Consider the following 25267-nt stretch of genomic DNA (forward strand, 5'->3'; position numbering starts at 1 on the left):
AGCGGCATAAAAGCAAACCGACGCCTACCTCTGGATGCCTCATCGCTCTTTTGTTCGTTGCCGCCCACAAAAAAGGCGGCCCGCCTTCTCGCCGAAAAGGCGCGGTCCGCCGTTTCCTTTTCTTCACTCGGTCTCGGTTCCCTGCTTCAACGGCTTCATCGCCTCCGCCCGATCGGACAAGACGACCCTCTTCAAGCCGAACACGAAAAGCAAGCCGACCGCGATAAACGCGAGCCCGAACCAAAAGACCGCCTGCAGGGAATCGACAAGCGACTGCTTCAGCACCGGCACGAACATGTCCCGAAGCGGCGCTGGAATTTTCGCCATCGCTTCCGGGCTGAGCAAGACGGAATACAGCCCTTGCGGATCGTCATGGATCATGTCCGCAAAGCGGTCGACAGCCCCCTTCGCCTGCGCCGGCAGCGCTTCAAGCTTTGGCATGAGCCGTTCGTCAAGCAAAGTGCTCGAACGATGATTCATGATGGCCCCGAGCACTGTCATGCCAAACGTCCCACCGATCGAGCGGAAAAATTGGCTTGAAGATGTCACCACGCCAAGCTCCGATTTCGGAAAGCTTTCTTGCAAAGCAAGCGTTAAAATCGGCATCACGAGCCCTGTACCGAGTCCAAGCACGATCATATACAGCGTTGCCGTCCATTTTGACGTATCGACATCCATCGTGCCAAGCAAGCCAAACGCTGACAACATAATGGCCATGCCGACGATCAGCTGTGTTTTCACACCAATTCGGTAAACGAGTCGGCCGCCAACGACACTGCCGATAATCATCGTAATCATCATCGGTGTCATAATCGTTCCTGACTCTGTGGCACTTACCCCAACCACCCCTTGCATAAAAAACGGGACGAACATGATGGCTCCGAACATACCGACGCTCATGAAAAAGCCGATGCCGTTTAACAACGTAAACGTCCGGTTGCGGAAGAGCCAAAGCGGAATGATCGGCTCCTCCGCCCGCTTTTCTGCCCAAACGAACAAGGCGAAAAAGATCACCGCCGCCGCAAACAGCGAGATGATTTGCCATGAGCCCCACGCATATTGGTCACCGCCAAATGTCAGCCCAAGCAATAAGCTGACGACACCTGCCGTCAGCGTCGCCATCCCGGCAACGTCGAATTTCACTGGCCCTTCAGCTTTATATTTGCTTAACCCCATCGCAATCAGCACGGTCGCTAAAATGCCGACCGGCAAGTTAATATAAAACACCCAACGCCAGTTCAAATGATCGACGATAAAGCCGCCGATTTGCGGGCCCAGCACCGAAGCGAGACCGTACAGACCACCGAACACTCCTTGCCATTTCGCCCGCTCTTTCCCCGTAAACACGTCACCAACGACAATCATTGCCATCGGCATCATAATGCCGCCGCCGATTCCTTGAATGCCGCGGTAAATAATGAGCTGGGTCATATCGTTCGCCATGCCGCAAAGCGCGGAGCCGGCCATAAAAATGATGAGTCCGCTCACATATACGATTCGACGCCCTAATACGTCGGCAAGCTTCCCGGCGATCGGCACGACCGCTGTCGACGTTAACATGTACGCCGTTGTCAGCCATGTCATCACGCCAAGCCCGCCGAGCTCCCCGACGATGCGCGGCATGGCCGTTCCGACAATCGTCCCGTCCAACGCCGCAAAGAGCATCGCAATAATGAGCCCGGTGATCAGCAGCGAGCGATGACGAATGGTGCTCGTCGGCACTGCTATCGCTTTTTCCATACTTCTCTCTCCCATCCGTTTTGTCGTTGGTATTCATCCATTTCTTTGACCAATGCATCCAAAGCCGGCGCCAGTTGAGGCGTTTGTTGATGACGCAAATACAACAGCAGCGCTTCGACGATATAGGCGCGGGGCGGCGCGTGCCGTCCAAGCAGCTCTTCCTCCAGCGCCGCTATGGCTTCGAGCACATCGCTTGCCTGCTTTGGATCGAGATCGTTGACGGCCTCCCGGACGGCGGCGAACGCGGAAGCCAGCCGCTCCCGCTGACGCTCTCGCTCCTGCTCCTCCATCTTCACCCATGGCGCAAACGACTCTTCCGTCAAAAGCGGACGCTCCTCAGCCGTGAAGCTAGCGACAATGGCATCAAGGCGGCGCATGAGAAAACGAGCCGCCTCGTCCGCATCAAACGCCTCCTCGCGAAAAAAGAAGTAAAACAAATATTGCCGGATGATGCCGTTGATCATCATGGCCACATCATACACATACGGACCAACCGCCTCGCCATAGACCTCCGTTAGGCGCGTGCAATACCATAAAAAAAGGCGCCCATGCTGGCGGAACATATACCGCTCCACTTCCGGATTGACTTTCGGCAATTGTTCCGACATGATCATGCGCAAAAAGTCTTTGTACTCGCGAATGTGAGAAAAATGGGCCGCCAACTGGCGGATGAACCGCTCCTTTTCCGGGCCATCCCCGCCGGATGCCGTGAAATCTGCGACCATTTTTTCGCTGTAATAGCGAAGCACTTCAAGCAACAATTCCTCCTTCGAGGCGAAATGATGGTAAAACGCCCCTTTGGAAATGCCCCACGCCTCGACCAAATCTTGAATCGAGGTGGCATGATACCCTTTTTCCGCAAACAGTTTCATCGCGGTTTCAATAAAGCGAACGCGCCGTTCATCCATGGCAACGACTCATTCCTTTCCCATTCGCCCTCATCCATTGCCGGTACGACGGCAACACCGCGCGCGGTTTCACGACATCAACCCGTACGCCGCGCTGTTGCAGCCATTCTACCAACCGTCGAACATGGATCATTGTCCTCGCCTCCATATCACTTATGACCAAATGGTCAAACTAATTATAAACCGACGTCATAAAGATACGCAACTCAAAAACGATTTTTTTGACCAATAGGTCGTTTTTTTGCTAATTTCGTTGAACAATCGGTCAATATCCCTGCCTTCAAACAAAAAACGGCCCCACCGCCTGATTGAAGACGGTGAACGGCCGTCCTTGCTATTCGATCGCTCTCGCCGCAAGCGCCAACGCGCCCGCGATGCCGGCGTTGTCGCCAAGCCCTGGAAGGACAATATACTCATCAATCCGTCGCAAAATCGCCTCATGCTCGACATACCCGTTGAGCAGTTCCTGCACATGGCGGCGCACAAGCGGCAACACGTGCGTCTGCTTCATGACGCCTCCGCCCGTGATCACTTTTTTCGGCGATAACACGAGAATGTAGTTGGCAATCGCTTGGGCAAGATAAAAGGCTTCCAACTCCCATACTTCATGGCGGTCCGCCAATTCCGCCCCCTTTTTCCCCCAGCGCCGCTCAATCGCCGGGCCGGACGCCATCCCTTCTAGACAGTCGCCGTGGTATGGGCAGACGCCGGCAAACGCGTCATCCGGATGGCGGCGGACCAAGATATGCCCCATCTCCGGATGAAGCAGCCCATGCAACAGGCGGCCCTCGACGATTGCCCCAACACCTATGCCCGTTCCGACCGTTATGTACAGGCAGCTGTCAAGCCCTCGCGCCGCCCCCCAGCGCTGTTCGCCAAGCGCCGCCGCATTGACGTCCGTGTCAAAGCCGATCGGCACCGGAAAATGCCGCTTCATCGCGCCGACAAAATCGAAGTTTCGCCACGCCTGTTTCGGCGTACTCGTAATGCATCCGTACGTCGGGCTGTCCGGGCGCAAATCAACCGGACCGAACGACCCGATGCCGATCGCCTCCACGTTGTGAGGGCGGAAAAAATCCATAACATGCGCCATCGTCTCCTCCGGCGTCGTCGTCGGAAACACCGCCCGTTCATGGATGTTGCCGTGTTCATCGCCAACGGCGCAGACAAATTTCGTGCCTCCAGCTTCAATGGCTCCCAAAATCATATGTACGCCTCTCTTTCTTCATCTGCTCTTTTGTTGTATCTATTTTACTGGAAAAAGGGAGAGGACATCAATGGCAAAAAGCCGCGGATCAGCGGCTTTTTGAAACATAGGGAAATCGATTCTATTGTCCGCCGGGGTTGTTGATCTACACCGCTGATCGGCTCACCCCTTCACCGATCCGGCAAGCAAGCCGCGGACGAAGTATTTGCCGAGGAAAATGTACACAAGCAAAGTCGGCAGCGCGGCGAGCAAGGCGCCTGCCATTTGCACGTTCCATTGCACGATTTGGCTGCCGGATAAGTTTTGCAGTGCGACCATGATCGGCTGTTTGTCCGAGGTCGTAATCGTCACGGCAAACAAAAACTCGTTCCAAATGTTCGTAAACTGCCAGATTGCCACAACGACAAATCCGGTGATGGACAAGGGAAGCATAATATCACGAAAAATGCGGACAAACCCAGCGCCGTCGATTTTCGCTGATTCAATCATCTCATCCGGTATTGCGGCGTAAAAATTGCGAAACATCAGCGTCGTAATCGGGATGCCGTAGACGACATGAACGAACACCAACCCAGTAATCGTGTTGTACAGCCCGATTTCACGCAAAAACTGAATGAGTGGAATTAAGATGCTTTGATATGGAATGAACATGCCAAACAAAATGAGCGTAAATAACGTGTCCGCCCCTTTAAACTTCCACTTCGACAGCACGTAGCCGTTGAGCGCCCCCAGCAGCGCCGATAACAGCGTCGCCGGCACGACGAGCAAAATCGAGTTCCAAAAGTTCGGGGCCAGCTTTTCAAATGCGGTCGCATAGCTGCTCCAATCGACCGTTGACGGCAACTTCCACATGTCCGCCAACGTCACTTCATCGAGCGGTTTTAAGCTTGTCACGATCATGACATATACCGGCAATAGAAAAAATGCGCTCATCGCCAGTGCGAGCATATACAAAAACGGCCGCGCCCATAGTGGTTTCGCCATTATGATCCCCCCTTGCGGCTCGAGACGAGATACGGAACGATAAACATCGCGACCGACAGCAGCATCACAATGGCGATTGCCGCCCCGTTCGCATAATAGTTGCCGCGGAATGTCGTTTCAAACATATACACCCCAGGCACATCGGTGACAAAGTTCGCCCCTGGTCCGGTCATAGCATAAACCAAATCAAAAATTTTGAGTGAAATGTGCGCCATAATGATGATGACACTGGCCGTAATCGGCCGCAACAGCGGCAAAACGATTTTCCAATACAATTGAAACTCGGTCGCCCCGTCCATCCGCGCCGCTTCACGCACCTCATCCGGAATCGCGCGCAAGCCAGCCAAATACATGGCGACGGCAAAACCGGTCATTTGCCAGACTGCTGCGACCACCACCGCAATCATGGCCAATGGGACGCCAAATTCGATTTTGCCCCATTGAAATCCGCCCAAAATCGTTGTATCCGTATACCATTTGGAATCCAAGCCAAGCGGTTTTAAGAACAAGTTCACGCCCGTTGACGGGTTGAACAGCCATTGCCACACGACCCCGGTGACGACAAAAGACAAGGCCATCGGGAAAAAGAAAATGTTGCGAAACAACGATTCCCCACGAAGCTTTTGGTCAAGCAAAATCGCGAGCAGTTGGCCGAGCACAATCACGACGGCGATAAACAACACCGTAAATACGAGCGTATTGCGCAAATCAGCTTGAAAGCGAAAGTCTTGGAACAAATACTGGTAATTTTTCAATCCAGCGAACGACCAATCCGGAACGAGCGAATTCCAATTGCTGACCGAAACATATCCTGTCCAGCCGATAAATCCATACACAAATAGGAAAATCAAGATGACCGACGGCGCCAAAAACACGGCGGCCAGCCAATGGTCGGCCGTCCATTTTCGCTTTTTCCGCACCGTCGGAACCGCCGTTGCCTTCTCCGCCGTTGTGACGTTGACCGTTTCCACCATCATCCCTCCTCATGATGACGAAAAGGGGAAGAGAATGGCTCCCGTCCCCTTTCCATTCATTACTTCTTCAGTTCCGCCGCTGCCGAAACAAGGGTGTCCGTAAACGAATTCACATCTTTTTGCGTGACGAAAATGTTGACGGCCTGATTCACCTTCGTGACAAACCCTTCCGGCGCTGCGGAGCCGTGGGCTAAGCTCGGCGCCAATTCGGCTGTTTTGAAGTCTTGCATCGTTTGTTTGCCGTATTCATCGTACTTGGACGGATCCGCGTCGATGCGGGCCGGGATGGAGCCTTTCAGCGGGTTAAACGCATCTTGCCCTTCCACCGAGCCAAGCACCGCTAAAAATTTCTTTACATCATCCGGGTTTTTCACGCCTTTCGGCAGGCCGAACGTATCGGTAATGACCATAAACTTGCCATCGGTGTTCGGTGTCGGTACGTAGCCGAAATCTTCGTTCACTTTTAATTTTAGGTCGTTGACGAAATAGCCTTTGGCCCAGTCGCCCATCACGTACATGGCCGCTTTTCCTTCAGCGACGAGCTGAGCCGCGTCTTGCCAGTTGCGCGAGCTATGGTCTTCGTTAATATAGCCAAGCATTTTCTTAAACGTCTCAACGGCTTGTTTCACTTGTGGGTCGTTAAACGATAATTCTCCCGTCCAAAGTTTCTTGTAGTTTTCCGTTCCGAGCGTGCCAAGCAGCACGTTTTCAAACAGGTGCGTCGCTGCCCACGGCTCTTTGTCGCCTAAGGCGAGCGGCGTAATGCCCTTTGCTTTCAGCTTGTCGGCCACTTGGAAAAACTCGTCGAATGTTTTCGGCGGCTGAAGCCCGTTGTCGGCAAATACTTTTTTGTTGTACCAAAGCACGTTGCCGCGGTGAATGTTGACAGGCACGGAGTAAATGTTGCCGTCTTTGCTCACCATGTCAATCAACGCTTTCGGGAATTTGTCCATCCAGCCTTCTTTTTCATATAAATCGTTGAGCGGCTCCATTTTGCCGGCGGCCACCCAGCCTTCATTCAGCTCCGCTCCGCCGTGTACTTGGAACGTCGATGGCGGATCGTTTCCTTGCATGCGGCTCGCCAACACCGCCTTGGCGTTCGTGCCCGCCCCGCCGGCCACCGCCGCGTTTTCGACTTCAATATCCGGATATTTTTCTTGGAACAGTTTGATGAGCGCTTTTAAGCCGTCTTCCTCACCGGCTCCGGTCCACCAGCTGAAAATCTCGAGCTTCTCTCCCGCTTTTTGGCTGCCTTGTTTGGCGTCATCGGACGAAGAAGAGTTCGAGCTGCTGCAGCCCGACAGCGCCATACCGACGCCAAGCGCCAACGCCAGCCATGCGGATGCTTTCTTTCTCATGTTCCTCCCCCTTTTCCGTTTGTTTTTGAAACCCCTTTCAATGTTGAGTGTACCATGGGCCGCTTATCAATCGGCGGCTTGATTTCTTCACTTTTTTGCGTTTTTCTTCACTTTTTTGTTTTCCTTTCTCCTGTTGGGCAAACGGAAGGCTCGCTGGTACAGCTAACGGCCGGTTCGCTTCCATGGCGCGAAAAAAGCCCGTCTCCCCATCAGTGGGGCGGGCTTCGCTTCGGACGCCGGAAGAAGGGCGGAGCCTGCTTTGTCCGCGGGACTTACCTTTTGACTTGCCATGCACCTTCCTTGTTGGAGACAGCACTCCCCTTGTCAGCGCGCCTGTACTTTTTTCCGGTATTCGCTCGGCGACAGGCCGGTTTGCTTTTTAAAGACGCGGCTGAAATAGTTGGGGTCGTTGTAGCCGACTGAAAAACAAATTTCTTTTAAGCTTTGATCCGTCTCAGCCAGCGCTTCTTTCGCCCGTTCGATGCGCACGTTCGTCACATAGTCGATAAAGGTGATGCCAAACTGCTCTTTGAACAGTTTGCTGAAGTAGTATGGGCTCATCCCGGCTTGTTCCGCCACCTCCTCAAGCGTCAGCGGCTCGGCGTAGTGGCGGTCAATGTAGTCTTTCGCCTTGCCGAGTTTGCCATACGCTTGCTGCTGGCGCCAAACCTCGAGATCAGCGGCGATGCGGTCCAGTTCATCAAGCGCCGCTCGCTTCAATTCTGCCGCCGACCGGCAGGAAGCAAAGGAAGCGAGCCGCTCATAACGAATGCCCAGCTCCGATAGAAGACGCCCGAGCCACACAAAGGTCTCTTCCGCTTTGCGGCCGGCGGCCGGCAGTGAATGAGAAGAGGCCAGTTCCTCTATATACGTCAGACAAATCATCCGGGCTTGCTCGATGTCGCCAAGGCGCAGCGCTTCAAACAGCTGCTTATCCCGTTCCGCTTCCCCGCCGGCGCGCGTCGCTTCCGCCGGCAGAAACCCCACTTGTGCTTTTTGCCGGTCGGCGTAATAATGAGCGGCCGACAGCGCCTCATAGTACGAGGAACGAAGTTGGTCAAGGCGGGAAAACGGGGAGCCGAGCCCGATATACAGCGCGGCGCCGTACCGGGCCGAAAACTGCCGCGCCAAATCGAGCGCCAATGCCTGGATGACGGGCTTCCAGGCTGGCTCGCCATCGTTTGGGCTGCGGAAAAACAAGACCGGCAGGCGCCGGTTCACCATCCGCCCGATCCAATAGCGCGTTGGCGCCTTCCCGCTAAGCTGCTTGTCCAGCCATGATTTCCATTCGTCAGCCACCCCTGCATCCGGGAACTGAATGACGAGGAACATCCCCGACGCAATCGAAAACGGCAGCAGTTCCTTCCACCGCTCCCACTCATCAGCCGATACGTCTTCTGTCATGAGGACGGACAGCCATTCGCTTTCCACAAGCGTCTGCAACCGGCGAATCTGCTCCTCGAGCTGGCGGCTGCTCTCCTCGTGTCGCCGCTTGGCCGCCACTTCTTGGCTGACCCGTTCCAAAGCCGAAATGACCTCCTCCTTCCGGCTCGGTTTCAATAAATATTCCTTGACGCCAAACCGCATCGCTTGTTTCGCATAGTCGAACAAATCAAACGCCGACACAATAATGAACTCCAGATCGAGGCCGTCTTGGCGAATCGCTTCGATCGCTTGCAGCCCGTCAAGGCCGGGCATTTTGATGTCAATCAGCATGATATCCGGACGATAACGCTTGGCGATCTCGACCGCCTCGCGCCCGTTGGCGCCCTCGGCGACCACCTCGATATCCGGAAGGTGGTCGCTAATCATTTTGCAAAGCGCTCTTCGCTCCAACGCCTCATCATCGACGATCGCCACTTTCACCGTTCATCCCCCCTTGCCATCTTGGCAGCCATAACCGCACCGTCGTTCCTTTTCCTAGTGCAGACTCGATTTCGGCCACATCCATCACTCCGTAAAACAGCTGCAGTCGGCGAATGACATTGTGCAAGCCGATGCCGGTTGAATGGCCGCGCCCTTGCTCACGGCGCGTCCGCGGTTCTTCGCCGCGGATCAACGCTTCAAGCTCCGCTTTCACCTGCTCATCCATGCCAACGCCATTGTCGCGCACTTCCACAACGACCCGCCCGTTTTCGGCGAAAACGGACACGGACAGCTCGGCTCCCTGCTCGTACGTCTCAATGCCATGGATGAACGCATTTTCAATCAGCGGCTGCAACGTGAGCGGCGGAATCGGTTGATCGAGGCAAGATGGTTCCGCCTCTAACGAAAACTTGATCCGATCAAAAAACCGCGTCTGCTGGATGAAGAAATATTCACGGGCGATGCGCACCTCATCGGCAAGCGTCACCGTCCGCTGCAAATCACCCAAGTTGTAGCGCAAAATGGCCGCCACCGCTTCAATCAGCCGCGACGTTTGCTGGGCGTCCTCCAAGTACGCCATCTTCGCAACCGTGTTCAGCGTATTGAATAAAAAATGCGGATTGATTTGGCTTTGCAAGCTTTTGAGTTCCAGCTCCTTCACCAGCCGGTCGAGCTCAGCCTTTTGTTTCATCTCCGCAATCAGCTGCTTTAAATTGCGGCGCATGTCATTAAACGTGATCGTCAACAGCCGCAGCTCATCGTTGGTCATCGGCTCAATATCCGGCCCGTCCAGCCGCCCGTCAGCGATGGATCGGGCAGCGCGCGAGAGAAGAATGATCGGCTTCGTTAAGTGGCCGGAAAAGAACACCGCCAGCAAGGCGCCAAGCAACAACGTCGTGACAAACAATCCCATTCCCATATAGCGGAAATAGCGGTTGCGCCGCTCCACTTCATCGTACCGCCGTTGGTAGGCCGTCAGCTCATCGTCAATCAAGTTTAACGTTTCCTCTTGCAAAAAGGACGCAATGTTCATCGTTTCATGCAAGTGGGATGAGTACAAGCCAATATTTCCAGCTTGAAAATGATAGACCGTCAGCGCCGCCTCCTCCAGCAAACTTTCAATCATATGTTCATAGTTTTCCGCCGCCAGCTGGTCGGACAGCACTGGCAAGATGGCGCCGAGCTGCCGGCGGCGTTGCTGCAGCCAGCGGAACTCCCGCTCATAAGCGCGTGCATACCGTCCTTCTTTTTCCGAGACGTACGCATTGAGCTGTTCCATCATTCGGTTTGCCCGCTGCGACACCTCATTGAGCAACAACAAGCGGCGCATCCGGCGATCGTAATCGCTCATCATCTCTTCGCTCGTTTGGTACAAAAGAAACACCGCTCCATTTAACAAAAGCAAAAAAACGGTAAAACAAAGCAGCATCTTCGTGCGGATGTTCATCCTGGCTTTCCCCCCGCTGTCCCCAGCGCTTTGTTGTCTGCACCATCCCCGTGCCGTTTCAAGCTAAAACGGATTCCAACGTCAAGCTGATCGAACCGATGAAGGCGCCGCCGCGTTCAAATGGGCGTACTTGAATGCGACAGCCATCCATATTTTCATCGCACACCCCACCGTTTTGACGGCGCTCCCCCATCTTCCGCCGCTTTCCGTTCACCCTGCCAAGCTGTTGTTCGAATAGAACGTGCTGTTTCCCAAATCAGAGTCGCATTGACTCCTCTTTGCACACAAGGAACGATCAAGAAAAACACTTTTTTACTCGTTTTCTATAGGAGCTGCAAATGCCAACGTTATGGCGTGTTGACCTCATAATTGCGCGCCGGGCGCAGCGGCAAGTCTTTTTTCCGAATGACTTTCGTCTCCGTATTCGTCACCGCCGGCACGTCTCTCCCGGCGACGATCTCGGCCATCATTTTGACAGCCTTGTATCCCATTTCATACGGCTCCTGCACCACGGTCGCCGCAATCGTTCCTTTTTGCAAATAGCGGATCGTCTCCGGCAGCGTATCAAAACCAATAATATACGTCTTTTGCTCCCGATGAAACTGCTCGACCACCTTGGCAACGCCAATCGCATCAAGCGCGCTCGTGCCGTAAAACGCATTCACATCCGGGTGCTTTTTCAAAATCGTATACGCCTTTTCCGCGGCTTGCACACGCGTAATGTGCGACTCTTCGATGGCAACGATGCGGATTCCTTTTTCCTGTCTCACTGCATCCTCAAATCCGCGCACTCGCAGCTGTTGGTGCGCCGCCGTCAAACTGCCGGTAATAATCGCGACCGTCGCCTTGCCCTTTGTATCCTCAGCCAACGCCCGTCCTGCGAGAAAACCGGCATAATAATTATCCGTTCCCACATAGGCGACGCGTCGGCTCGTTGGAGCATCCGTATCGATCGTCACCACAGGAATATTCTTGTCCGTGATTTCGTTAATCACTGGGACAAATTCCGCTTCCGTCAACCCTTGGGTGATGATCCCATCGACTTTCGCTGCCGCGGCTTTTTTCAAAATGCGCAAATGCTCATCAATATTCGCCTGCCGCGGACCGATATACTCGAGGTCAACCCCCAGTTCTTTCGCCGCCGCTTTCGCTCCTTTTTCCACGAGCCGCCAGTAATCATTATCGAGTTCCTCCGGCACAAGCACGAAATGATAGGCCTCTTTTGTTGTTTCCGGAACCCGTTCCTTTTCTGATTTCGGATACGCATACACGTTCCAAGCGCAATAGGCGGTGAAGGAAGCGCTTCCAATCAGCGCGGCGATGCCGCCCCCGTAAAACAGCCGTTTCCACCAATCGCACATCTTGATTCCTCCTACCGCCATTGTACACGAACGTCGGGGCGCTAGCCTAGACAAAAGAAAATGGATGAATTGCATCTATATGAAATCCAAATAGGGGTCAGTCCGGCCGGCATCATTCGCCATGCGGCGATGGCCATGCCCATCATCAAGTGCAGAGCGAGCAAAAAAACCCCGTTCCGAAACAAGCTCGCTGCATCGGAACGGGGGCTCTCCACTCGTTTATCCTTTCAACTTTTCCACCGCCTCCACTGGCAGTCCGGTCAACTCACAAATCGTTGGCACATCATATCCTTTCCCTAACATCCGTTTCGCAACGTCCATCTTGCCTTTTTCCATCCCCTTTTCCACCCCCCGTTGCTCGTACGACACGATGAGATCCATCACTTTTTTCGCTTCCTTCGTTTCCATTTCGTTCACCTCGTTTCGCAATTCGAGTTCCTCTTGTTCGGACAACCGCAAATACGTCTCAAAAAAGCCAAACAACAGCCGCTGTTTCGCTTCATCAAGCTCCAAACGGACGAGCATGCGCAAAAATTCTCTTTTCACGGCCACTCTTTCACTTTCATTATACCCCATTTTGCTTAACAGAGCGGCGGCGACCGGGTTATCGCGGCGAATGTACTCGCGCCATGGCAACTTGCGCAGTTCAACGGTAAGAAAGCGGAAATCGACAACGGTTAGGAACGAAAACTGGATGGTGAACGAGGACGGTTCATCGCGGATGGCGTCATAGCTGAAGATGGCAACGGGCAGAATGCGGCGGCGGTATTTTTGAAACAAACGGCTGACATAAAGGAACATGCGCTCGGGAAACGCCGGCTGCGTGTAGCTTTGGTGCTCGATATGGACGATGATCAGCCCGGCTTCCCCCTTCAACTTTGTTTCCACCAATAGATCGACACGGTGCTTTTCGCCGGCTGCCACATCCGTAAACACCTCTTCGGACAAAAAGGAGATGTGGCGGAAGTCGACTTGTTCATACACATGCGGGAAAAACAGAAGCAAAAACTCTTCAAAAAACGTCGACAACAACTCCTTAAACAGCCGATCATGGTCGATTCGCGTTTCGGACACGGTCTCCCTCCTTGTGATATTTGAACTTCCTTTATTTTCTTCGCCGCGCCTTAGGCAAAATCCTGCCGAAAAGGCTGGTGAAAAGCATTGATTTTGTCTAAAATAAGGGGAACGTGAACGGGAAGAAAGCCCTTGTGTTGTGCGGCTTTTCACGATGAAATGACAAAGCCGCCTGTCACTGGCGGCCTTGTCAGTCCACTATAGCTTAGTTTCCAGCCGCTGCTTTGGTCTGTTTGAAAAACTGCGGCAAATGTTCTTTATGCGCTTCAAGCATTTCGTCCAAAATTTGTTTGGCGATGGTGTCAGACGGCACAAGCGGATTGATCGTCATGGCGACGAGCGCCGTTTGGTAGTCGCCGGTGACCGCCGCTTCGGCTGCGACGCGCTCGAACGACTTGATTTGCTGGACGAGCCCGCGCACCGCGACCGGCAAGTCGCCGACGGCGATCGGTTTCGGCCCATCTTTTGTGATGACGCAGTTGACCTCAACGGCTGATTCTGGCGGAATGCTGGCAATGGCGCCGTTGTTTCTCGTGTTGACCGGCTGAATGTCGCGCTTGTCGTTGTAGATGGAGCTGATCAAGCTGCAGGCGGCGTCGCTGTAGTACGCCCCGCCGCGCTGTTCGAGCTGCGGCGGCTTGATGGCCAAGTTCGGGTCTTTGTACAGCTCAAACAGCTCTTTTTCGAGCTGCTGCACAACCTCGGCGCGCGTCCCTTTCGTTTTCGCCGCCTCCAGCTCCTCGGCGAGCATTTTGTCTGTTTGGTAGTAATACCGGTGGTACGGGCATGGCAGCACTTTCAGCCCTTTTAGGAAATCCGGCTCCCAGCCAAGGTCGACGATATTTTTCATCGTCACACCGGAACGATCCGGATGGGCAAGGAGGTCGATCACCTTTTCCGTCACCCGGACGCCGTCCAGATAGACGTGCAAGCCAAACACCATATGGTTCAAGCCGGCAAAATCAATGTGCACGCGGTCGGCATCAACGCCAAGCAGCTTGGCGACGCCCATGCGCATGCCGATCGGCACGTTGCACAAACCGACGACTTTTTCCTGCTTCGTGTAGCGCAAGACGGCTTCCGTCACCATTCCAGCCGGGTTTGTGAAGTTGATCAGCCATGCATCGGGGCAAAGCTCTTCCATATCGCGAATGATATCCAAAATGACCGGAATGGTGCGCAGCCCTTTAAACAATCCACCCGGACCGTTTGTCTCTTGGCCGATCACCCCGTATTGGAGCGGGATGCGCTCGTCTTTCGCCCGCGCCTCAAGACCGCCGACACGAAATTGCGTCGTAACAAAGTCTGCTCCTTCCAAGGCCCGGCGGCGGTCTAGTGTCAAATGAATCTCAATGGGCACACCGGCTTTTTCGACCATCCGTTTGGCCAGTGCGCCAACGATTTCGAGTTTTTCTTTGCCTTCCGGAATATCGACAAGCCACAATTCCCCGACCGGCAATTCATGATAACGCTTGATCAACCCTTCGACCAATTCCGGCGTGTAGCTCGACCCGCCGCCGATCGTCGCCATTTTCAATCGTTTATCCATACTCCTCTTCCCCTTTCGCCCTGTTGGGCATGGTATAATCAATGTAGGAATCAACCAGTGGGCTTGGAAGCGCCATCCTTTCCCAGCTATCGCACGTTCCGTCCCATGAAAGCGAGGTGTCCCGATGTTCACTCCTGAACAAATCGCCCAGTTCTCCGAGCTCGACTACGCCATTTACGACTATGTGATGAAACATCCTCATGAAGTCGCGTACATGCGCATTCGCGAGCTCGCCGAGGCCGTCCATGTCTCGCCGCCGACCGTGCTCCGCTTTTGCAAAAAGGTCGGATGCGAAGGGTTCAGTGAATTTAAAACGAAATGGAAGCTGTATTTGCGCGAGACAAAGCGAACCGCGATCATCAGCAGTCAAGAGGCGCTTAAGGAATTTTTCGAACGGACGCTGACCGCCGATTACGAGCGGACCATTCTGGATGCGGCAGCCGCGATCGCCCGGGCGGATCACGTGATTTTTGTCGGCTCCGGCAGCTCCGGCATTTTGGCTGAATACGGATCGCGCTATTTTTCTGCCTTTCAAAAGTTTTCCGTCTACATCAAGGACCCGTTTTTTCCGATTTACGGCCATTATTTCCACAACTGCGCCGTGATCGCCTTGTCGGTGTCTGGAGAGACGTCATATACGCTCGCCCAAGTGCACCGGTTCAAGGAAAACGGCAGCACGATCATCAGCATCACCAACCGGAAACATTGCACACTCGCGAACATCTCGGACTACAACTTGACGTATTATGCCACCGCCGAGCGGATGGGACAGACGGATGTGACAACACAACTGCCGGTCGTTTATTTGCTTGAGCGGCTCGCGAAGGAAATGTACCGGTTGCTGCCGACGCAGACTGACCGCGGGCCGAGCGGGCGGTGACAAAGCTACAGCTCGGCACCGTTCGTCGCAATCACACGCTGATACCATTTGTTCCCTTAAACGTTCGGCCCGGCTGTTTGGCAAACACATCCCATACCGATAATCCTTTTCCATCTTCGTTCCACGCCCCTTCGACTTGATACGCAGCTGATGCTGCACCCCATAAAAACCCGGGCGGAAACGGTTTCAGATGGCGATGCTCCATTCAGATCGTCTCCTTTCTCGCAACAACGTCGATGAATCATTCTATCACCAATAAACCGTGTTTGGCGAAAAAAGTAAAGGGCGCGGCGGCTTTTTGTAACGAGACGAACGTGAAAAACAATTGTTTCTTCGGAGTAACAAACTGTTACAAAAAGGATAAGAAAAGCAAGCGCGCAGTATGCAAAAAGCAACCGTGAGGACGTTTCATGAAATGCGAGCAACGGCACTCTCCATCCTTGTAGAGAAACACAAGAAGAAAAAGGTGCTCCGTTCCATTGAGAGCACCCTTTTCCCCATAAAGGCCCGTCTTCAGCCCATTTATGTTTGGGAGAAATATTCAACCTAATCCATCGAGCCGCCATACAGATGAAGCGTTACGGCAAAAAGATTTTTCCCGGATTGAGAATGCCGTTCGGGTCAAACAGCTGTTTCAACCGTTTCATCCAAAGCACGGCGTCTCCTTTTTCTTCACGCAAAAACGCCCGTTTGCCAATGCCGATGCCGTGCTCTCCCGTGCACGTGCCGCCGCGCGATAAGGCATAGCGGACGATATGGGCGTGCACGCGTTCGATCCGCGCCATCTCATCCGCATCGTTCGGGTCAAAGGCAAGCACCGTATGGTAATTGCCGTCGCCGACATGGCCGAAAATCGCGGCGGTCATGTTCTGCTCGTTGACAAGCCGGCGCGTATCGGCGATCGCCCCCGGCAGCTCGGACAGCGGCACGCACACATCAGTTGAGAGCATCGCCTTGCCTGGATAGGCGGCTTGAATGGCGAACGCCGCATGGTGGCGCGCTTCCCAAAGCTTCGCGCGGGCGAGCGAGTCGGTCTCGACCACAAACGAAACGGCGCCCTCCCCTTCGCACAATTCGTTGACAAGCTTTGTTCCGTCCTCGACGCTTGACGGGCTGCCGCTCAGTTCAATAAACAGCGTCGGTTTCACTGGATAATCGGTTTTTTTGTACGCATTGACCGCCGCGATCGTCGCCTCGTCAACGAGCTCGATTTTCCCCGGACCGACGCCCGCTTTCAGCACGGCAAACGCCGCTTGCGCTGCCGCCTCAAGCGACGGAAAGCACACTTTGATGGCCGTTGTCGCCTCCGGAATGCCATGCAGGCGGACAATAAGACGGGTGAACACGCCAAGCGTCCCTTCCGATCCAACGAACAAGCCGGTCAAGTCATAGCCGGCCGACGATTTCACCGCCAAGCTGCCCGTTTGCATGACCGAACCGTCAGCGAGCACCACCTCTAATCCGAGCACTTGATCGCGCATGACGCCGTATTTCACGCAGTTCGTGCCGCTCGCGTTCGTCGCCGCCATGCCGCCGATCGTCGCGTCCGCACCCGGATCGACCGGGAAAAACAACCCATATCGCTTCAGCGCCTCATTCAGTTGCAACCGCGTCACTCCCGGCTCGACGATGGCGAGAAAATCGTCCGGGCGAATGTCGATGATGTTGTTCATCAACGTCAAATCCAAACTGATGCCGCCCGCAACTGGAATGACATGCCCTTCCAAGCTCGTGCCGGCGCCAAACGGCGTCACAGGGATGCGGTGCTCGTTGGCAAACGCCATCACCCGGCTCACTTCCTCCGCCGTTTTCGGAAACACGACGACATCTGGCGCATGCGGCGCATGGTAGGCGATGCCTTTGCTGTGGTGTTCGAGCACCGTTTCATTGATGCTCACCCGCTCGCGGTCGCCGATCAATTCAAGCAGTGATTCGTATACGTTCATCGTTCTCCTCCTCACCCGATCGGATCAAGCGGCGCCACCCATCGATGCGCCGCCTTTTCTCTTGACGCACTCTGATGGTGGATCGATCGACCCGGATGGCATGGTTCGTTTAGTAACGGAGCAACGTTTCAATTCCTTCCGCAATCCGCTCGGCGTTCGGCAGCCAATCATCCTCCACCGACGGCACCGGATACGGCGTGTCGTAGCCGGCGATACGCACGATTGGAGCTGATAGAGAAAACAGCGCCCGTTCGCTGATCAAGGCCGCCACTTCCGCGCCAAACCCGCCTGTTTTCACCGCTTCATGGACGATCATCACCCGTCCTGTTTTTTCCACCGAAGTGATGATGGTGTCGATATCAAGCGGCTGCAGGCAGCGAAGGTCGATGACCTCCGCATTGACTCCTTTCGCTTGCATCTCGGCGGCGACTTTGGCGGCAAGCGGCACGGTCGCCCCCCAAGCAATGATCGTCACATCGTCTCCTTCTTTCACAACCCGTGCTTGGCCGAGCGGAATCGTGTACGGCTCTTCGGGCACTTCCATGCGAAACGCCCGATACAGCTTCATCGGCTCCAGAAACAGAACCGGGTCTTCATCGCGAATGGCGGAAATGAGCAGCCCTTTCGCATCGTACGGATTGGACGGCATGACGACTTTTAAGCCCGGCGAATGGGTAAACAGCGCCTCGAGCGCATCCGAATGCAATTCGGGCGTCCGCACCCCGCCGCCGTACGGGCTGCGCACGACGATCGGGCACGAAAACCGTCCGGCCGAGCGGAAGCGGATGCGCGCCGCCTGGGCCGCCAGCTGGTCCATCGCCTGGTACACAAACCCGAGAAACTGAATTTCGGCAATCGGGCGCATGCCGTTGATCGCCAGTCCAATAGACGTGCCGATAATGCCCGATTCCGCAAGCGGCGTATCAAACACGCGCCCCTCGCCAAACTGCGCAAGCAGCCCGTCCGTCGCCCGGAAGACGCCGCCGTTTTCGCCGACATCTTCGCCCAGCACGATGATGCGCGGATCGCGCTCCATCTCTTGGCGCATCGCTTCATTGATCGCTTCAATCATCGTCAATTCCGCCATTTATCTCACCCCGCTCCGTTGTTTGCGCCGCATCACTTCGTCTTTTTGCTCGGCCAGCAATTTGGGCGCCTCGCTGTACACACAATCGAATGCATCGACAATCGAACCGGACTTGCTGGCGATGGCCGCCTCGTACGCCGCGGTCACTTCATCATTCACTTGGGCGACAAGCGCGTCTTCCTGCGCTTCCGTCCATAATCCGCGCCGTTCCAAAAGCAGGCGCAGACGGCGGAGCGGATCTTTCGCCCGCCATGTCTCGACTTCTTCCGGCCGGCGGTATTTCGTCGGGTCGTCCGCCGTCGTGTGCGGCCCGAGCCGATAGGTGAGCGCCTCGATCAACATCGGCCCCTCGCCGCGGCGAGCGGCTTCGACGGCCTGCTTCATCGTTTCGTACACCGCCAGCACGTCATTGCCGTCAACGAGCACCCCTTTCATCCCGTACGCAAGCGCCTTTTGCGCGATCGTCCGGCTGGCCGTCTGCTTCCGGTACGGGACGCTGATGGCGTATTGGTTGTTTTGGCAGAAAAAGATGACCGGCACGTTGTACACCGCGGCAAAATTCATCGCTTCATGAAAATCGCCCTCTGACGTCGCCCCGTCGCCGAAATACGCCACCGATACTTGCGATTCGCCTTTCAATTTCGACGCCCACGCGCAGCCGACCGCATGCAACGTCTGCGCCGCGATAATGATTTGCGTTGGGAAAATGTTCAATCCTTCCGGCATCCGCTTTCCCGACAGGCGGCCCTGCACATAATGGAAAAACTGCTCAAGCGGCATGCCGTGCATCAAGCAGACCGCCACTTCGCGGTAGCTCGGGAAAATCCAGTCGTCTTTTCGAAGCGCAAGGGCGCTGCCGATTTGCGCCGCCTCTTGACCGCTAAACGGGGCATACGTCCCGATCCGCCCCTGCCGCTGCATGCGCAACAGCCGCTCATCAATGACGCGCGCCCGCCGCATTTCCCGATAGGCGCGAAGCAGCCATTCATCGGAAAACGCCGCTAACTTCTCCTCATCGCCATTTCCGTTTTCATCGAGAATTTGCACAATCTCGACCGGCAATTTGTCCGGGTCAAACATGGGCTTCCCTCCTCATCATTTTTTCATCACGGCCCAGCTGCTTCTCTTTGGCGCTCGCTCTCTTCCAGCACGAAGACATGTCCTCCTAACCGAGCGCCGCCTACCGCACGTCCAAGAGCAACACTTCCGGATTTTCCAAATAGTGCGCCACCGTCCGCATAAACCGCCCGGCCGGCTCGCCGTCAATGACGCGGTGGTCAAAGGTGAGCGACATCCCCATCATATCGCGGATGACGATTTCATCGCCGACGACAACCGGGCGCCGTTTGATCGCATGAGCCCCGAAAATCGCCACTTCCGGATAGTTGATGATCGGCGTCGCAAACCAGCCCCCGCCCGCCCCGGTGCTCGTGATCGTAAACGTGCTTCCTTGCAGCTCCTCAAGGCGAAGCGCCTGGCGGTGCGCTTTTTCTGACAGTTCCGCGATTTCGATGGCGAGCTCGCGGATCGATTTTTGATCGGCGTCACGGATGACGGGGACGACGAGACCGGCTTTCGTCGCCGTCGCGATGCCGATGTGATACCGTTTCTTCAACACGATTTCGTTCGTTTCCTCATCCAGCACCGCATTAAACATCGGATATTGCTTCAGCGCCCTTGTCACCGCTTTAATAATAAACGGCAAATACGTCAGTTTGATACGTTCTTCCGCCAATTGATTGGCAAGGTGCTTGCGGATTTCCACCAACTTCGTGACGTCCACCTCGTCCATGCCGGTCACATGCGGCGCCGTGTACATCGATTTCACCATTTTTTCGGCGATTTTTTTGCGCAAGCCTCGAAGCGGGATTCGCTCTTCTTCTTCAAACACCGCATCCAAACTCGCGATGGATGTCCATGAGGCTATACTCTCCTGCCGTCCTCCGGCCGCACTCGCGCTGCCGGTCGGCAGAACGCCGGCTTCGTTCGCTTCCCTTCTTGCCGCCTCCGCCACCGAAGCGGCCGCCTCGCGCTCCCTGACATACCGCTCCAAATCGGCGAGCGTCACCCGACCGCCTTCGCCCGTTCCTTCCACTTCATCGATCGGAACACCCATCTCCCGCGCCCGCTTGCGCACAGACGGCGCGGCAATCGCCCGCTTGCGCCCCACCGTTGGGCGCGGGGCTTCTATATGAACAGCAGACGCAGGCTCCTGAGCCAAATGGTCAGTCGGCGCGGCTTCCCCCGCGACCGACGCCTCGGTTTCCACGACAATCAACGGCTCTCCAACCTTCACCGTCGCCCCTTCCGGTCCGGCAAGCGCCACGACTTTGCCAGCGACCGGCGTCGTCATTTCGACCATCGCCTTATCGGTTTGAATTTCGGCAATCGGCTGATCCGCCTTGACCACATCCCCTTCGCGAATGAGCCAGCGGATGATTTCCGCTTCATGCAGCCCTTCGCCGATGTCAGGCAATTTAAATTCGTAGATCATGCCATATCCCCTTCCCCTTGTTCTCATGTTGTGATTGGAAACAAAAACAATGGTGCAGCATCGATGGTGTGGCGATCATGAGGCAGTACAACGGTTAAGCGCTTACAAAAAACGTGGTGAACATTCGCTTTTTCTGCCAAAATATCAAATGAATATTTCAAATTTTCTAACCTACAAGATTTATGATAGTATATAGATTGTCAGGCTGTCAATATAAGGAGAGCGGACATTTTTCGCCTGCTTCGACAATCATCGACAGGCGTTTCCATTATCGCAAAATAATAACTGTCGGTTCGATTCGCCCCAAGCATCGAAAGCTGGTAAAAACGATGCAGGTTTCATCGGTGGGAGGCCACTTTTTAACGACATCCTAGAGGGCTGGTGAAAAACGACCGATTTCGCCGAACCCGTTGCTTTCGGCTGAAAGAGAAGCGTTGATTTTACAGGATTTCTCAATTTGAGAAGAGATTCCGTTTTCCGCGACTTTTCACTAAATCACCAGCCTTCTAGAAGGCCAATGAAAAATGGCTGTCACGCGCAAATCAGCGGCATTTTTTAAAAAAAGTTGGTTCTACAAGGTTTCTCTAATTGAAAAACGGATAAGTTCAACGGTATTTTGCAATACATCACCCGTCTTATATAGGAGGAGTCGACATGCGTCTTGCCACGATTCACCATATCGCCATTATTTGCTCGGACTATGAGCGGTCGAAACGATTTTACACTGAAATTCTCGGATTTCGCCCCATCCGTGAGCAATACCGCGCCGAGCGCCGCTCGTACAAACTCGATTTAGAAGCGGACGGCGGCATTCAGATTGAGTTATTCTCCTTCGAACACCCGCCAAAGCGCCCAAGTTGCCCAGAAGCGTGCGGACTGCGCCATCTTGCTTTGGCGGTGGACAACCTCGATGAAGCCATTGCCTACTTGCGCCAACATGGCATCGATGCCGAACCCGTCCGCGTTGATGAAGCGACCGGAAAACGGTTCACCTTCTTCCAAGACCCGGACGCGCTGCCGATCGAGCTGTATGAAAACTAGAGAGAAAAGCGCACTTGCTCAATGACGATGACAAAACGAAGCCCCTCCGTTAATTTATGGTACAATGAGGGTCGATACGATCAAGGAGGGAAACAATATGGTGCGATTCGCAACAATCGGCACAAACTGGATCACCGAAGCATTTCTTGACGCCGCGCGCCTCGTCGATTCCATTGAACTCGCCGCCGTCTACTCGCGGACGGAGGAAACAGCGAAGCGTTTTGCCGAGAAAGTCGGAGCGCCGCGCACGTTCACTGATTTACACGAACTGGCGAGCAGCCCTGACATTGATGCGGTCTACATCGCGAGCCCGAACGCACTTCATGCCGAGCAGGCGATCTTGCTCATGAACCACGGCAAACACGTCTTATGCGAAAAACCGCTCGCCTCGAACGCCAAAGAAGTAAAGGCGATGATCGAAGCGGCCGAGCGAAACGGCGTCGTGTTGATGGAAGCGATGAAAGCGACACTGCTCCCCACATTCCGGTCCATCCGCGAGCACTTGCCGAAACTCGGCCGCATCCGCCGTTATGTGGCGAGCTACTGCCAATATTCATCGCGCTATGACGCCTATAAGCAAGGAACGGTGCTCAACGCCTTCAATCCGGCTTTTTCGAACGGAGCATTGATGGATATCGGCGTCTACTGCCTGTACCCGATGGTGGTGCTGTTTGGCAAGCCGAAGAGCCTCAAAGCACAAAGCCTCAAGCTTGAATCGGGGGTAGACGGCGAAGGAACAATCGTCTTCGACTACGGGGGGATGGATGGGATCGTCTTTTATTCGAAAATCGCCAATTCCTACTTGCCGGCGGAAATCCAAGGAGAAGAAGGAAGTATGATCATTGACGCCATCCATACGCCGACCAAAGCGGAAATCCGCTACCGCGACGGGCGCGTCGAGGACATCACCGTCCCGCAAGACAAACCGCCGATGTATTACGAGGCGGAAGAGTTTATCCGTCTCATCGAAAGCGGGGAACGGGAGTCGTCCATCAACTCACACCGCCATTCGCTTTGGACGATGGAAATCATGGACGAAGCGCGAAAACAAACCGGCATCGTGTTCCCGGCCGACGAGCGATAATAAAAAGGTTCCAACCTAGTCTTCCTGGGGCTCGGTTGGAACTCTTTTTCTTTCTGTCTCATTGGATTTCCTTGGCCGCCGATAAGCCATGGCTGTTACCTTCTGCTAAAATACGGGCCAAGCCATCCGCTTTCATGCGTCATGACAAACGTCCAGTTGAACTCGCTGTCCACCACATATAGATCGATTTTGTCGTTTTCCGCTGCCAGATCGGCGGCTTTCAATCCGGACGCATCCTCCACGGTGAACGCATCGTCGCCATGTTGAAAGAAAAGATAGCAACACGTTTTCTCTTCTTGATCAAACGCCATTTCCGCTTCTTCTCCTGTGAAACAGCCTCTCATCCCATAGCTGAACACATGCCATAAGTAGCCGTTGACTCCATTCCGATTATGAAGGTGGATGTGTTGTTTTTCTTCCGCAGTCAAATGGCCGGCAAACACCTCTTCCCACTGTTGTCGCCATTGCGCTCCGAAACCGGACTGTTTGCGGATTTTGATGTTTCGGCGAGCTAACTGATGAAATAACTCCATTTGGTTTCTCCTCCAGTGACCTAATGTGGCACCGCCTTCATCGATGTGCTCATTTCGTCTATCAACAAGATGGCTTCTCACCATCTTTGTCACGCCGAGCGGTTTTCGTCCGCCCAGCCAATTCCCCGTTTCCGGCCGCACTTCGACGAGCAGTTGCTACGCACCCTATGCAAGACAGTTTCCCCGCTCTTTGCGCCTTGTTGCACCGTCCCTATTCACCCGTCTCGGCAAACCGGCGGATGCGCGCGCCAATTTCATCGCGGACGCGGCGGAACACCGCCAGCTTCTCCTCTTCCGTCCCTTCCGCTTTCGCCGGGTCGTCAAAGCCCCAATGGACGCGCTTCACGTGCGGCGGGGTGACGGGGCAATGGTCGGCCGCATGGCCGCACAGCGTCACGACCAAATCAGCGCGGTTGAGGAGATCCGGGTCGATGACATCAGACGTTTGCTTCGAAATATCGATGCCGACTTCCTTCATCACTTTCACCGCATTCGGATTGAGGCCATGCGCTTCAATGCCGGCGCTGTACACATCCCATTCATCGCCTAACAGTTGTTTGGCCCAGCCTTCCGCCATTTGGCTGCGGCATGAGTTGCCGGTGCATAAAAAGTATATGACTTTTTTCTTCATCGCTGGTTCCCACCTTTACGTTGATGTTGGATTGCCCGAAGAAAAATACTTTCGCTGAAACGCCAATGCTACGTTGACAAGCGCCAGCATCACCGGCACTTCAATGAGCGGACCGATAACTGCCGCAAACGCCGCGCCCGAATGAATGCCAAACACCCCAATGGCGACGGCAATGGCCAGCTCAAAGTTGTTGCTTCCCGCCGTAAACGCGAGCGTCGTCGACACCGGGTAGCCGGCTCCCAATTTTTTCGCCAAAAAGAACGACACAAAAAACATGATGACAAAATAAAGCAGCAACGGAATCGCAATGCGCACAACATCAAGCGGCAAGCTGACGATCATATCGCCTTTGAGCGAAAACATCACCACGATCGTAAACAAAAGCGCAACAAGCGTCAGCGGGCTGATTTTCGGCACAAACACTGTTTCATACCATCGCCGCCCTTTCGCTTTCACAAGCACAAACCTTGTCGCCATGCCAGCGAGAAACGGGATGCCTAAGTAAATAAACACCGATTTCGCCACTTCCGCCATCGTGATCTCGACAACGGCTCCCTCAAGCCCAATCCATCCCGGAATGACCGTCACAAACACGTACGCATATAGCGAGAAAAACAATACTTGAAACAGTGAATTGAAGGCGACAAGTCCTGCTGCGTACTCGGTGTCGCCGCGCGCCAAATCGTTCCAGACGATGACCATGGCGATGCAACGGGCAAGCCCGATTAAAATCAAGCCGATCATATACTCCGGCTTGTCAGGCAAAAAGACGACCGCCAACAAAAACATGAGAATGGGGCCGATCACCCAATTTTGCACGAGGGACAAAACGAGCACCTTCACATCTTTGAACACGCGCCCCATCTCTTCGTAGCGCACTTTCGCGAGCGGCGGATACATCATCAAAATCAAGCCAATCGCAATCGGAATCGAGGTCGTACCGACTTGCAGACGATTCAATCCATCCACCAACCCAGGAGCCCAAATTCCGACTGCGATCCCGACCGCCATCGCAAGAAAAATCCATACCGTCAAAAAGCGGTCTAAAAACGACAACCGCTTCGGTTCACAACAATCCACCATCATTCACCTCGTCATTTAAC

23 protein-coding genes and 1 pseudogene are annotated in these 25267 nt (G+C 54.5%); 3 read left to right on the plus strand and 21 right to left on the minus strand.

The genetic code is table 11. From position 1 onward, the window contains the following. Nucleotides 1–123: 123 nt before the first annotated feature. The 13 genes from ETC02_RS06450 to ETC02_RS06505 all read right to left on the minus strand — a co-directional run bounded on the left by ETC02_RS06450 (nucleotide 124) and on the right by ETC02_RS06505 (nucleotide 14468). Nucleotides 124–1740, minus strand: a complete 1617-nt coding sequence (locus tag ETC02_RS06450; protein ID WP_033008219.1) for an MDR family MFS transporter — start codon at nucleotides 1738–1740, stop codon at nucleotides 124–126. Further along, nucleotides 1725–2648, minus strand: coding sequence for a TetR/AcrR family transcriptional regulator (locus ETC02_RS06455; protein ID WP_033008217.1), 924 nt, complete (start codon nucleotides 2646–2648; stop codon nucleotides 1725–1727). Before ETC02_RS06455 ends, ETC02_RS06450 begins: the two co-directional genes overlap by 16 nt. Continuing rightward, nucleotides 2641–2781: a hypothetical protein gene (locus tag ETC02_RS06460; RefSeq protein ID WP_033008215.1), complete on the minus strand. Its 141-nt coding sequence runs from the start codon at nucleotides 2779–2781 to the stop codon at nucleotides 2641–2643. The genes ETC02_RS06455 and ETC02_RS06460 overlap by 8 nt, the downstream gene beginning before the upstream one ends. A 201-nt stretch (nucleotides 2782–2982) precedes the next feature. Then, on the minus strand, nucleotides 2983–3855 hold the full coding sequence (locus ETC02_RS06465; RefSeq protein WP_033008214.1) for an ROK family protein: 873 nt from the start codon (nucleotides 3853–3855) through the stop codon (nucleotides 2983–2985). A 162-nt stretch (nucleotides 3856–4017) separates the two neighbouring features. After that, entirely contained in the window at nucleotides 4018–4839 is an 822-nt protein-coding gene (locus tag ETC02_RS06470) for a carbohydrate ABC transporter permease (RefSeq protein WP_050367885.1), read from the minus strand. Next, the gene (locus tag ETC02_RS06475) at nucleotides 4839–5816 is read right to left on the minus strand and encodes a carbohydrate ABC transporter permease (RefSeq protein ID WP_171698136.1); all 978 of its coding nucleotides are present in this window, start codon (nucleotides 5814–5816) and stop codon (nucleotides 4839–4841) included. The genes ETC02_RS06470 and ETC02_RS06475 overlap by 1 nt, the downstream gene beginning before the upstream one ends. Nucleotides 5817–5872: 56 nt before the next feature. After that, nucleotides 5873–7171: an ABC transporter substrate-binding protein gene (locus ETC02_RS06480; RefSeq protein WP_050367886.1), complete on the minus strand. Its 1299-nt coding sequence runs from the start codon at nucleotides 7169–7171 to the stop codon at nucleotides 5873–5875. A 324-nt stretch (nucleotides 7172–7495) separates the two neighbouring features. After that, nucleotides 7496–9037, minus strand: coding sequence for a response regulator transcription factor (locus ETC02_RS06485; RefSeq protein WP_050367887.1), 1542 nt, complete (start codon nucleotides 9035–9037; stop codon nucleotides 7496–7498). Then, a complete protein-coding gene (locus tag ETC02_RS06490; protein WP_050367888.1) occupies nucleotides 9015–10484 on the minus strand; it encodes a sensor histidine kinase in 1470 nt (489 codons plus the stop codon). The genes ETC02_RS06485 and ETC02_RS06490 overlap by 23 nt, the downstream gene beginning before the upstream one ends. Nucleotides 10485–10542: 58 nt before the next feature. After that, nucleotides 10543–10677 carry a hypothetical protein gene (locus tag ETC02_RS18070; RefSeq protein ID WP_255396861.1) on the minus strand — a complete coding sequence of 45 codons (135 nt, stop codon included), beginning with the start codon at nucleotides 10675–10677 and terminating at the stop codon, nucleotides 10543–10545. A 154-nt stretch (nucleotides 10678–10831) separates the two neighbouring features. Further along, a complete protein-coding gene (locus ETC02_RS06495; RefSeq protein WP_033008206.1) occupies nucleotides 10832–11845 on the minus strand; it encodes a sugar-binding protein in 1014 nt (337 codons plus the stop codon). Nucleotides 11846–12064: 219 nt separating this feature from the next. Continuing rightward, the gene (locus ETC02_RS06500; RefSeq protein ID WP_033008203.1) at nucleotides 12065–12919 is read right to left on the minus strand and encodes an Rpn family recombination-promoting nuclease/putative transposase; all 855 of its coding nucleotides are present in this window, start codon (nucleotides 12917–12919) and stop codon (nucleotides 12065–12067) included. Nucleotides 12920–13124: 205 nt separating this feature from the next. Continuing rightward, nucleotides 13125–14468: a 6-phospho-beta-glucosidase gene (locus tag ETC02_RS06505; protein WP_063211061.1), complete on the minus strand. Its 1344-nt coding sequence runs from the start codon at nucleotides 14466–14468 to the stop codon at nucleotides 13125–13127. Nucleotides 14469–14592: 124 nt separating this feature from the next. On the opposite strand from ETC02_RS06505, the gene ETC02_RS06510 reads away from it, so the two are divergent. Then, the gene (locus ETC02_RS06510) at nucleotides 14593–15348 is read left to right on the plus strand and encodes a MurR/RpiR family transcriptional regulator (RefSeq protein WP_011232683.1); all 756 of its coding nucleotides are present in this window, start codon (nucleotides 14593–14595) and stop codon (nucleotides 15346–15348) included. A gap of 43 nt (nucleotides 15349–15391) precedes the next feature. On the opposite strand, the pseudogene ETC02_RS06515 reads toward ETC02_RS06510, so the two are convergent. From ETC02_RS06515 to ETC02_RS06535, 5 genes and pseudogenes are all read right to left on the minus strand, one after another. Beyond that, nucleotides 15392–15553 (minus strand): annotated as a pseudogene (locus tag ETC02_RS06515) (family 1 glycosylhydrolase); the annotation flags it as partial. Between the two features lie 373 nt (nucleotides 15554–15926). Beyond that, on the minus strand, nucleotides 15927–17294 hold the full coding sequence (locus tag ETC02_RS06520) for an FAD-binding oxidoreductase (protein WP_011232685.1): 1368 nt from the start codon (nucleotides 17292–17294) through the stop codon (nucleotides 15927–15929). A gap of 109 nt (nucleotides 17295–17403) precedes the next feature. Then, the gene (locus ETC02_RS06525) at nucleotides 17404–18381 is read right to left on the minus strand and encodes an alpha-ketoacid dehydrogenase subunit beta (protein WP_011232686.1); all 978 of its coding nucleotides are present in this window, start codon (nucleotides 18379–18381) and stop codon (nucleotides 17404–17406) included. After that, nucleotides 18382–19461 (minus strand): pyruvate dehydrogenase (acetyl-transferring) E1 component subunit alpha, encoded by a 1080-nt coding sequence (gene pdhA / locus ETC02_RS06530; RefSeq protein WP_063211059.1) that lies wholly within the window; start codon nucleotides 19459–19461, stop codon nucleotides 18382–18384. A gap of 100 nt (nucleotides 19462–19561) precedes the next feature. Next, nucleotides 19562–20875, minus strand: coding sequence for a dihydrolipoamide acetyltransferase family protein (locus tag ETC02_RS06535; RefSeq protein ID WP_063211057.1), 1314 nt, complete (start codon nucleotides 20873–20875; stop codon nucleotides 19562–19564). Between the two features lie 654 nt (nucleotides 20876–21529). Here ETC02_RS06535 and gloA2 point away from each other — a divergent pair. Together gloA2 and ETC02_RS06545 are read left to right on the plus strand one after the other, a co-directional pair. Continuing rightward, nucleotides 21530–21916: an SMU1112c/YaeR family gloxylase I-like metalloprotein gene (gene gloA2 / locus ETC02_RS06540; RefSeq protein WP_025038921.1), complete on the plus strand. Its 387-nt coding sequence runs from the start codon at nucleotides 21530–21532 to the stop codon at nucleotides 21914–21916. 97 nt (nucleotides 21917–22013) lie between these two features. Continuing rightward, nucleotides 22014–23000, plus strand: coding sequence for a Gfo/Idh/MocA family protein (locus tag ETC02_RS06545; protein WP_171698137.1), 987 nt, complete (start codon nucleotides 22014–22016; stop codon nucleotides 22998–23000). A 95-nt stretch (nucleotides 23001–23095) separates the two neighbouring features. Here ETC02_RS06545 and ETC02_RS06550 read toward each other — a convergent pair whose 3' ends face one another. The 3 genes from ETC02_RS06550 to arsB form a co-directional block, all read right to left on the minus strand. After that, entirely contained in the window at nucleotides 23096–23533 is a 438-nt protein-coding gene (locus tag ETC02_RS06550) for a DUF4275 family protein (protein WP_100660080.1), read from the minus strand. A 211-nt stretch (nucleotides 23534–23744) separates the two neighbouring features. Then, nucleotides 23745–24164, minus strand: coding sequence for an arsenate reductase (thioredoxin) (gene arsC, locus ETC02_RS06555; protein ID WP_033011375.1), 420 nt, complete (start codon nucleotides 24162–24164; stop codon nucleotides 23745–23747). Between the two features lie 15 nt (nucleotides 24165–24179). Then, entirely contained in the window at nucleotides 24180–25247 is a 1068-nt protein-coding gene (gene arsB, locus ETC02_RS06560; protein WP_171698138.1) for an ACR3 family arsenite efflux transporter, read from the minus strand. Between the last annotated feature and the right edge of the window lie 20 nt (nucleotides 25248–25267).

This window comes from Geobacillus sp. DSP4a (assembly GCF_013096875.1).
Classification (GTDB): Bacteria; Bacillota; Bacilli; order Bacillales; family Anoxybacillaceae; genus Geobacillus; species Geobacillus thermophilus.

Excerpts from the sequence above, each read along its gene's own strand:
- ETC02_RS06465 (WP_033008214.1), bottom strand. The coding sequence starts at position 3,855 with ATGATTTTGGGAGCCATTGAAGCTGGAGGCACGAAATTTGTCTGCGCC.
- ETC02_RS06520 (WP_011232685.1), bottom strand. The coding sequence starts at position 17,294 with ATGAACGTATACGAATCACTGCTTGAATTGATCGGCGACCGCGAGCGG.
- ETC02_RS06475 (WP_171698136.1), bottom strand. The coding sequence starts at position 5,816 with ATGATGGTGGAAACGGTCAACGTCACAACGGCGGAGAAGGCAACGGCG.
- ETC02_RS06545 (WP_171698137.1), top strand. The coding sequence starts at position 22,014 with ATGGTGCGATTCGCAACAATCGGCACAAACTGGATCACCGAAGCATTT.
- gloA2 (WP_025038921.1), top strand. The coding sequence starts at position 21,530 with ATGCGTCTTGCCACGATTCACCATATCGCCATTATTTGCTCGGACTAT.
- ETC02_RS06495 (WP_033008206.1), bottom strand. The coding sequence starts at position 11,845 with ATGTGCGATTGGTGGAAACGGCTGTTTTACGGGGGCGGCATCGCCGCG.
- ETC02_RS06510 (WP_011232683.1), top strand. The coding sequence starts at position 14,593 with ATGTTCACTCCTGAACAAATCGCCCAGTTCTCCGAGCTCGACTACGCC.
- ETC02_RS06470 (WP_050367885.1), bottom strand. The coding sequence starts at position 4,839 with ATGGCGAAACCACTATGGGCGCGGCCGTTTTTGTATATGCTCGCACTG.
- ETC02_RS06490 (WP_050367888.1), bottom strand. The coding sequence starts at position 10,484 with ATGAACATCCGCACGAAGATGCTGCTTTGTTTTACCGTTTTTTTGCTT.
- ETC02_RS18070 (WP_255396861.1), bottom strand. The coding sequence starts at position 10,677 with ATGGGGGAGCGCCGTCAAAACGGTGGGGTGTGCGATGAAAATATGGAT.
- ETC02_RS06550 (WP_100660080.1), bottom strand. The coding sequence starts at position 23,533 with ATGGAGTTATTTCATCAGTTAGCTCGCCGAAACATCAAAATCCGCAAA.
- pdhA (WP_063211059.1), bottom strand. The coding sequence starts at position 19,461 with ATGTTTGACCCGGACAAATTGCCGGTCGAGATTGTGCAAATTCTCGAT.
- arsB (WP_171698138.1), bottom strand. The coding sequence starts at position 25,247 with ATGGTGGATTGTTGTGAACCGAAGCGGTTGTCGTTTTTAGACCGCTTT.
- ETC02_RS06460 (WP_033008215.1), bottom strand. The coding sequence starts at position 2,781 with ATGATCCATGTTCGACGGTTGGTAGAATGGCTGCAACAGCGCGGCGTA.
- ETC02_RS06455 (WP_033008217.1), bottom strand. The coding sequence starts at position 2,648 with ATGGATGAACGGCGCGTTCGCTTTATTGAAACCGCGATGAAACTGTTT.
- ETC02_RS06525 (WP_011232686.1), bottom strand. The coding sequence starts at position 18,381 with ATGGCGGAATTGACGATGATTGAAGCGATCAATGAAGCGATGCGCCAA.
- ETC02_RS06505 (WP_063211061.1), bottom strand. The coding sequence starts at position 14,468 with ATGGATAAACGATTGAAAATGGCGACGATCGGCGGCGGGTCGAGCTAC.
- ETC02_RS06480 (WP_050367886.1), bottom strand. The coding sequence starts at position 7,171 with ATGAGAAAGAAAGCATCCGCATGGCTGGCGTTGGCGCTTGGCGTCGGT.
- arsC (WP_033011375.1), bottom strand. The coding sequence starts at position 24,164 with ATGAAGAAAAAAGTCATATACTTTTTATGCACCGGCAACTCATGCCGC.
- ETC02_RS06535 (WP_063211057.1), bottom strand. The coding sequence starts at position 20,875 with ATGATCTACGAATTTAAATTGCCTGACATCGGCGAAGGGCTGCATGAA.
- ETC02_RS06450 (WP_033008219.1), bottom strand. The coding sequence starts at position 1,740 with ATGGAAAAAGCGATAGCAGTGCCGACGAGCACCATTCGTCATCGCTCG.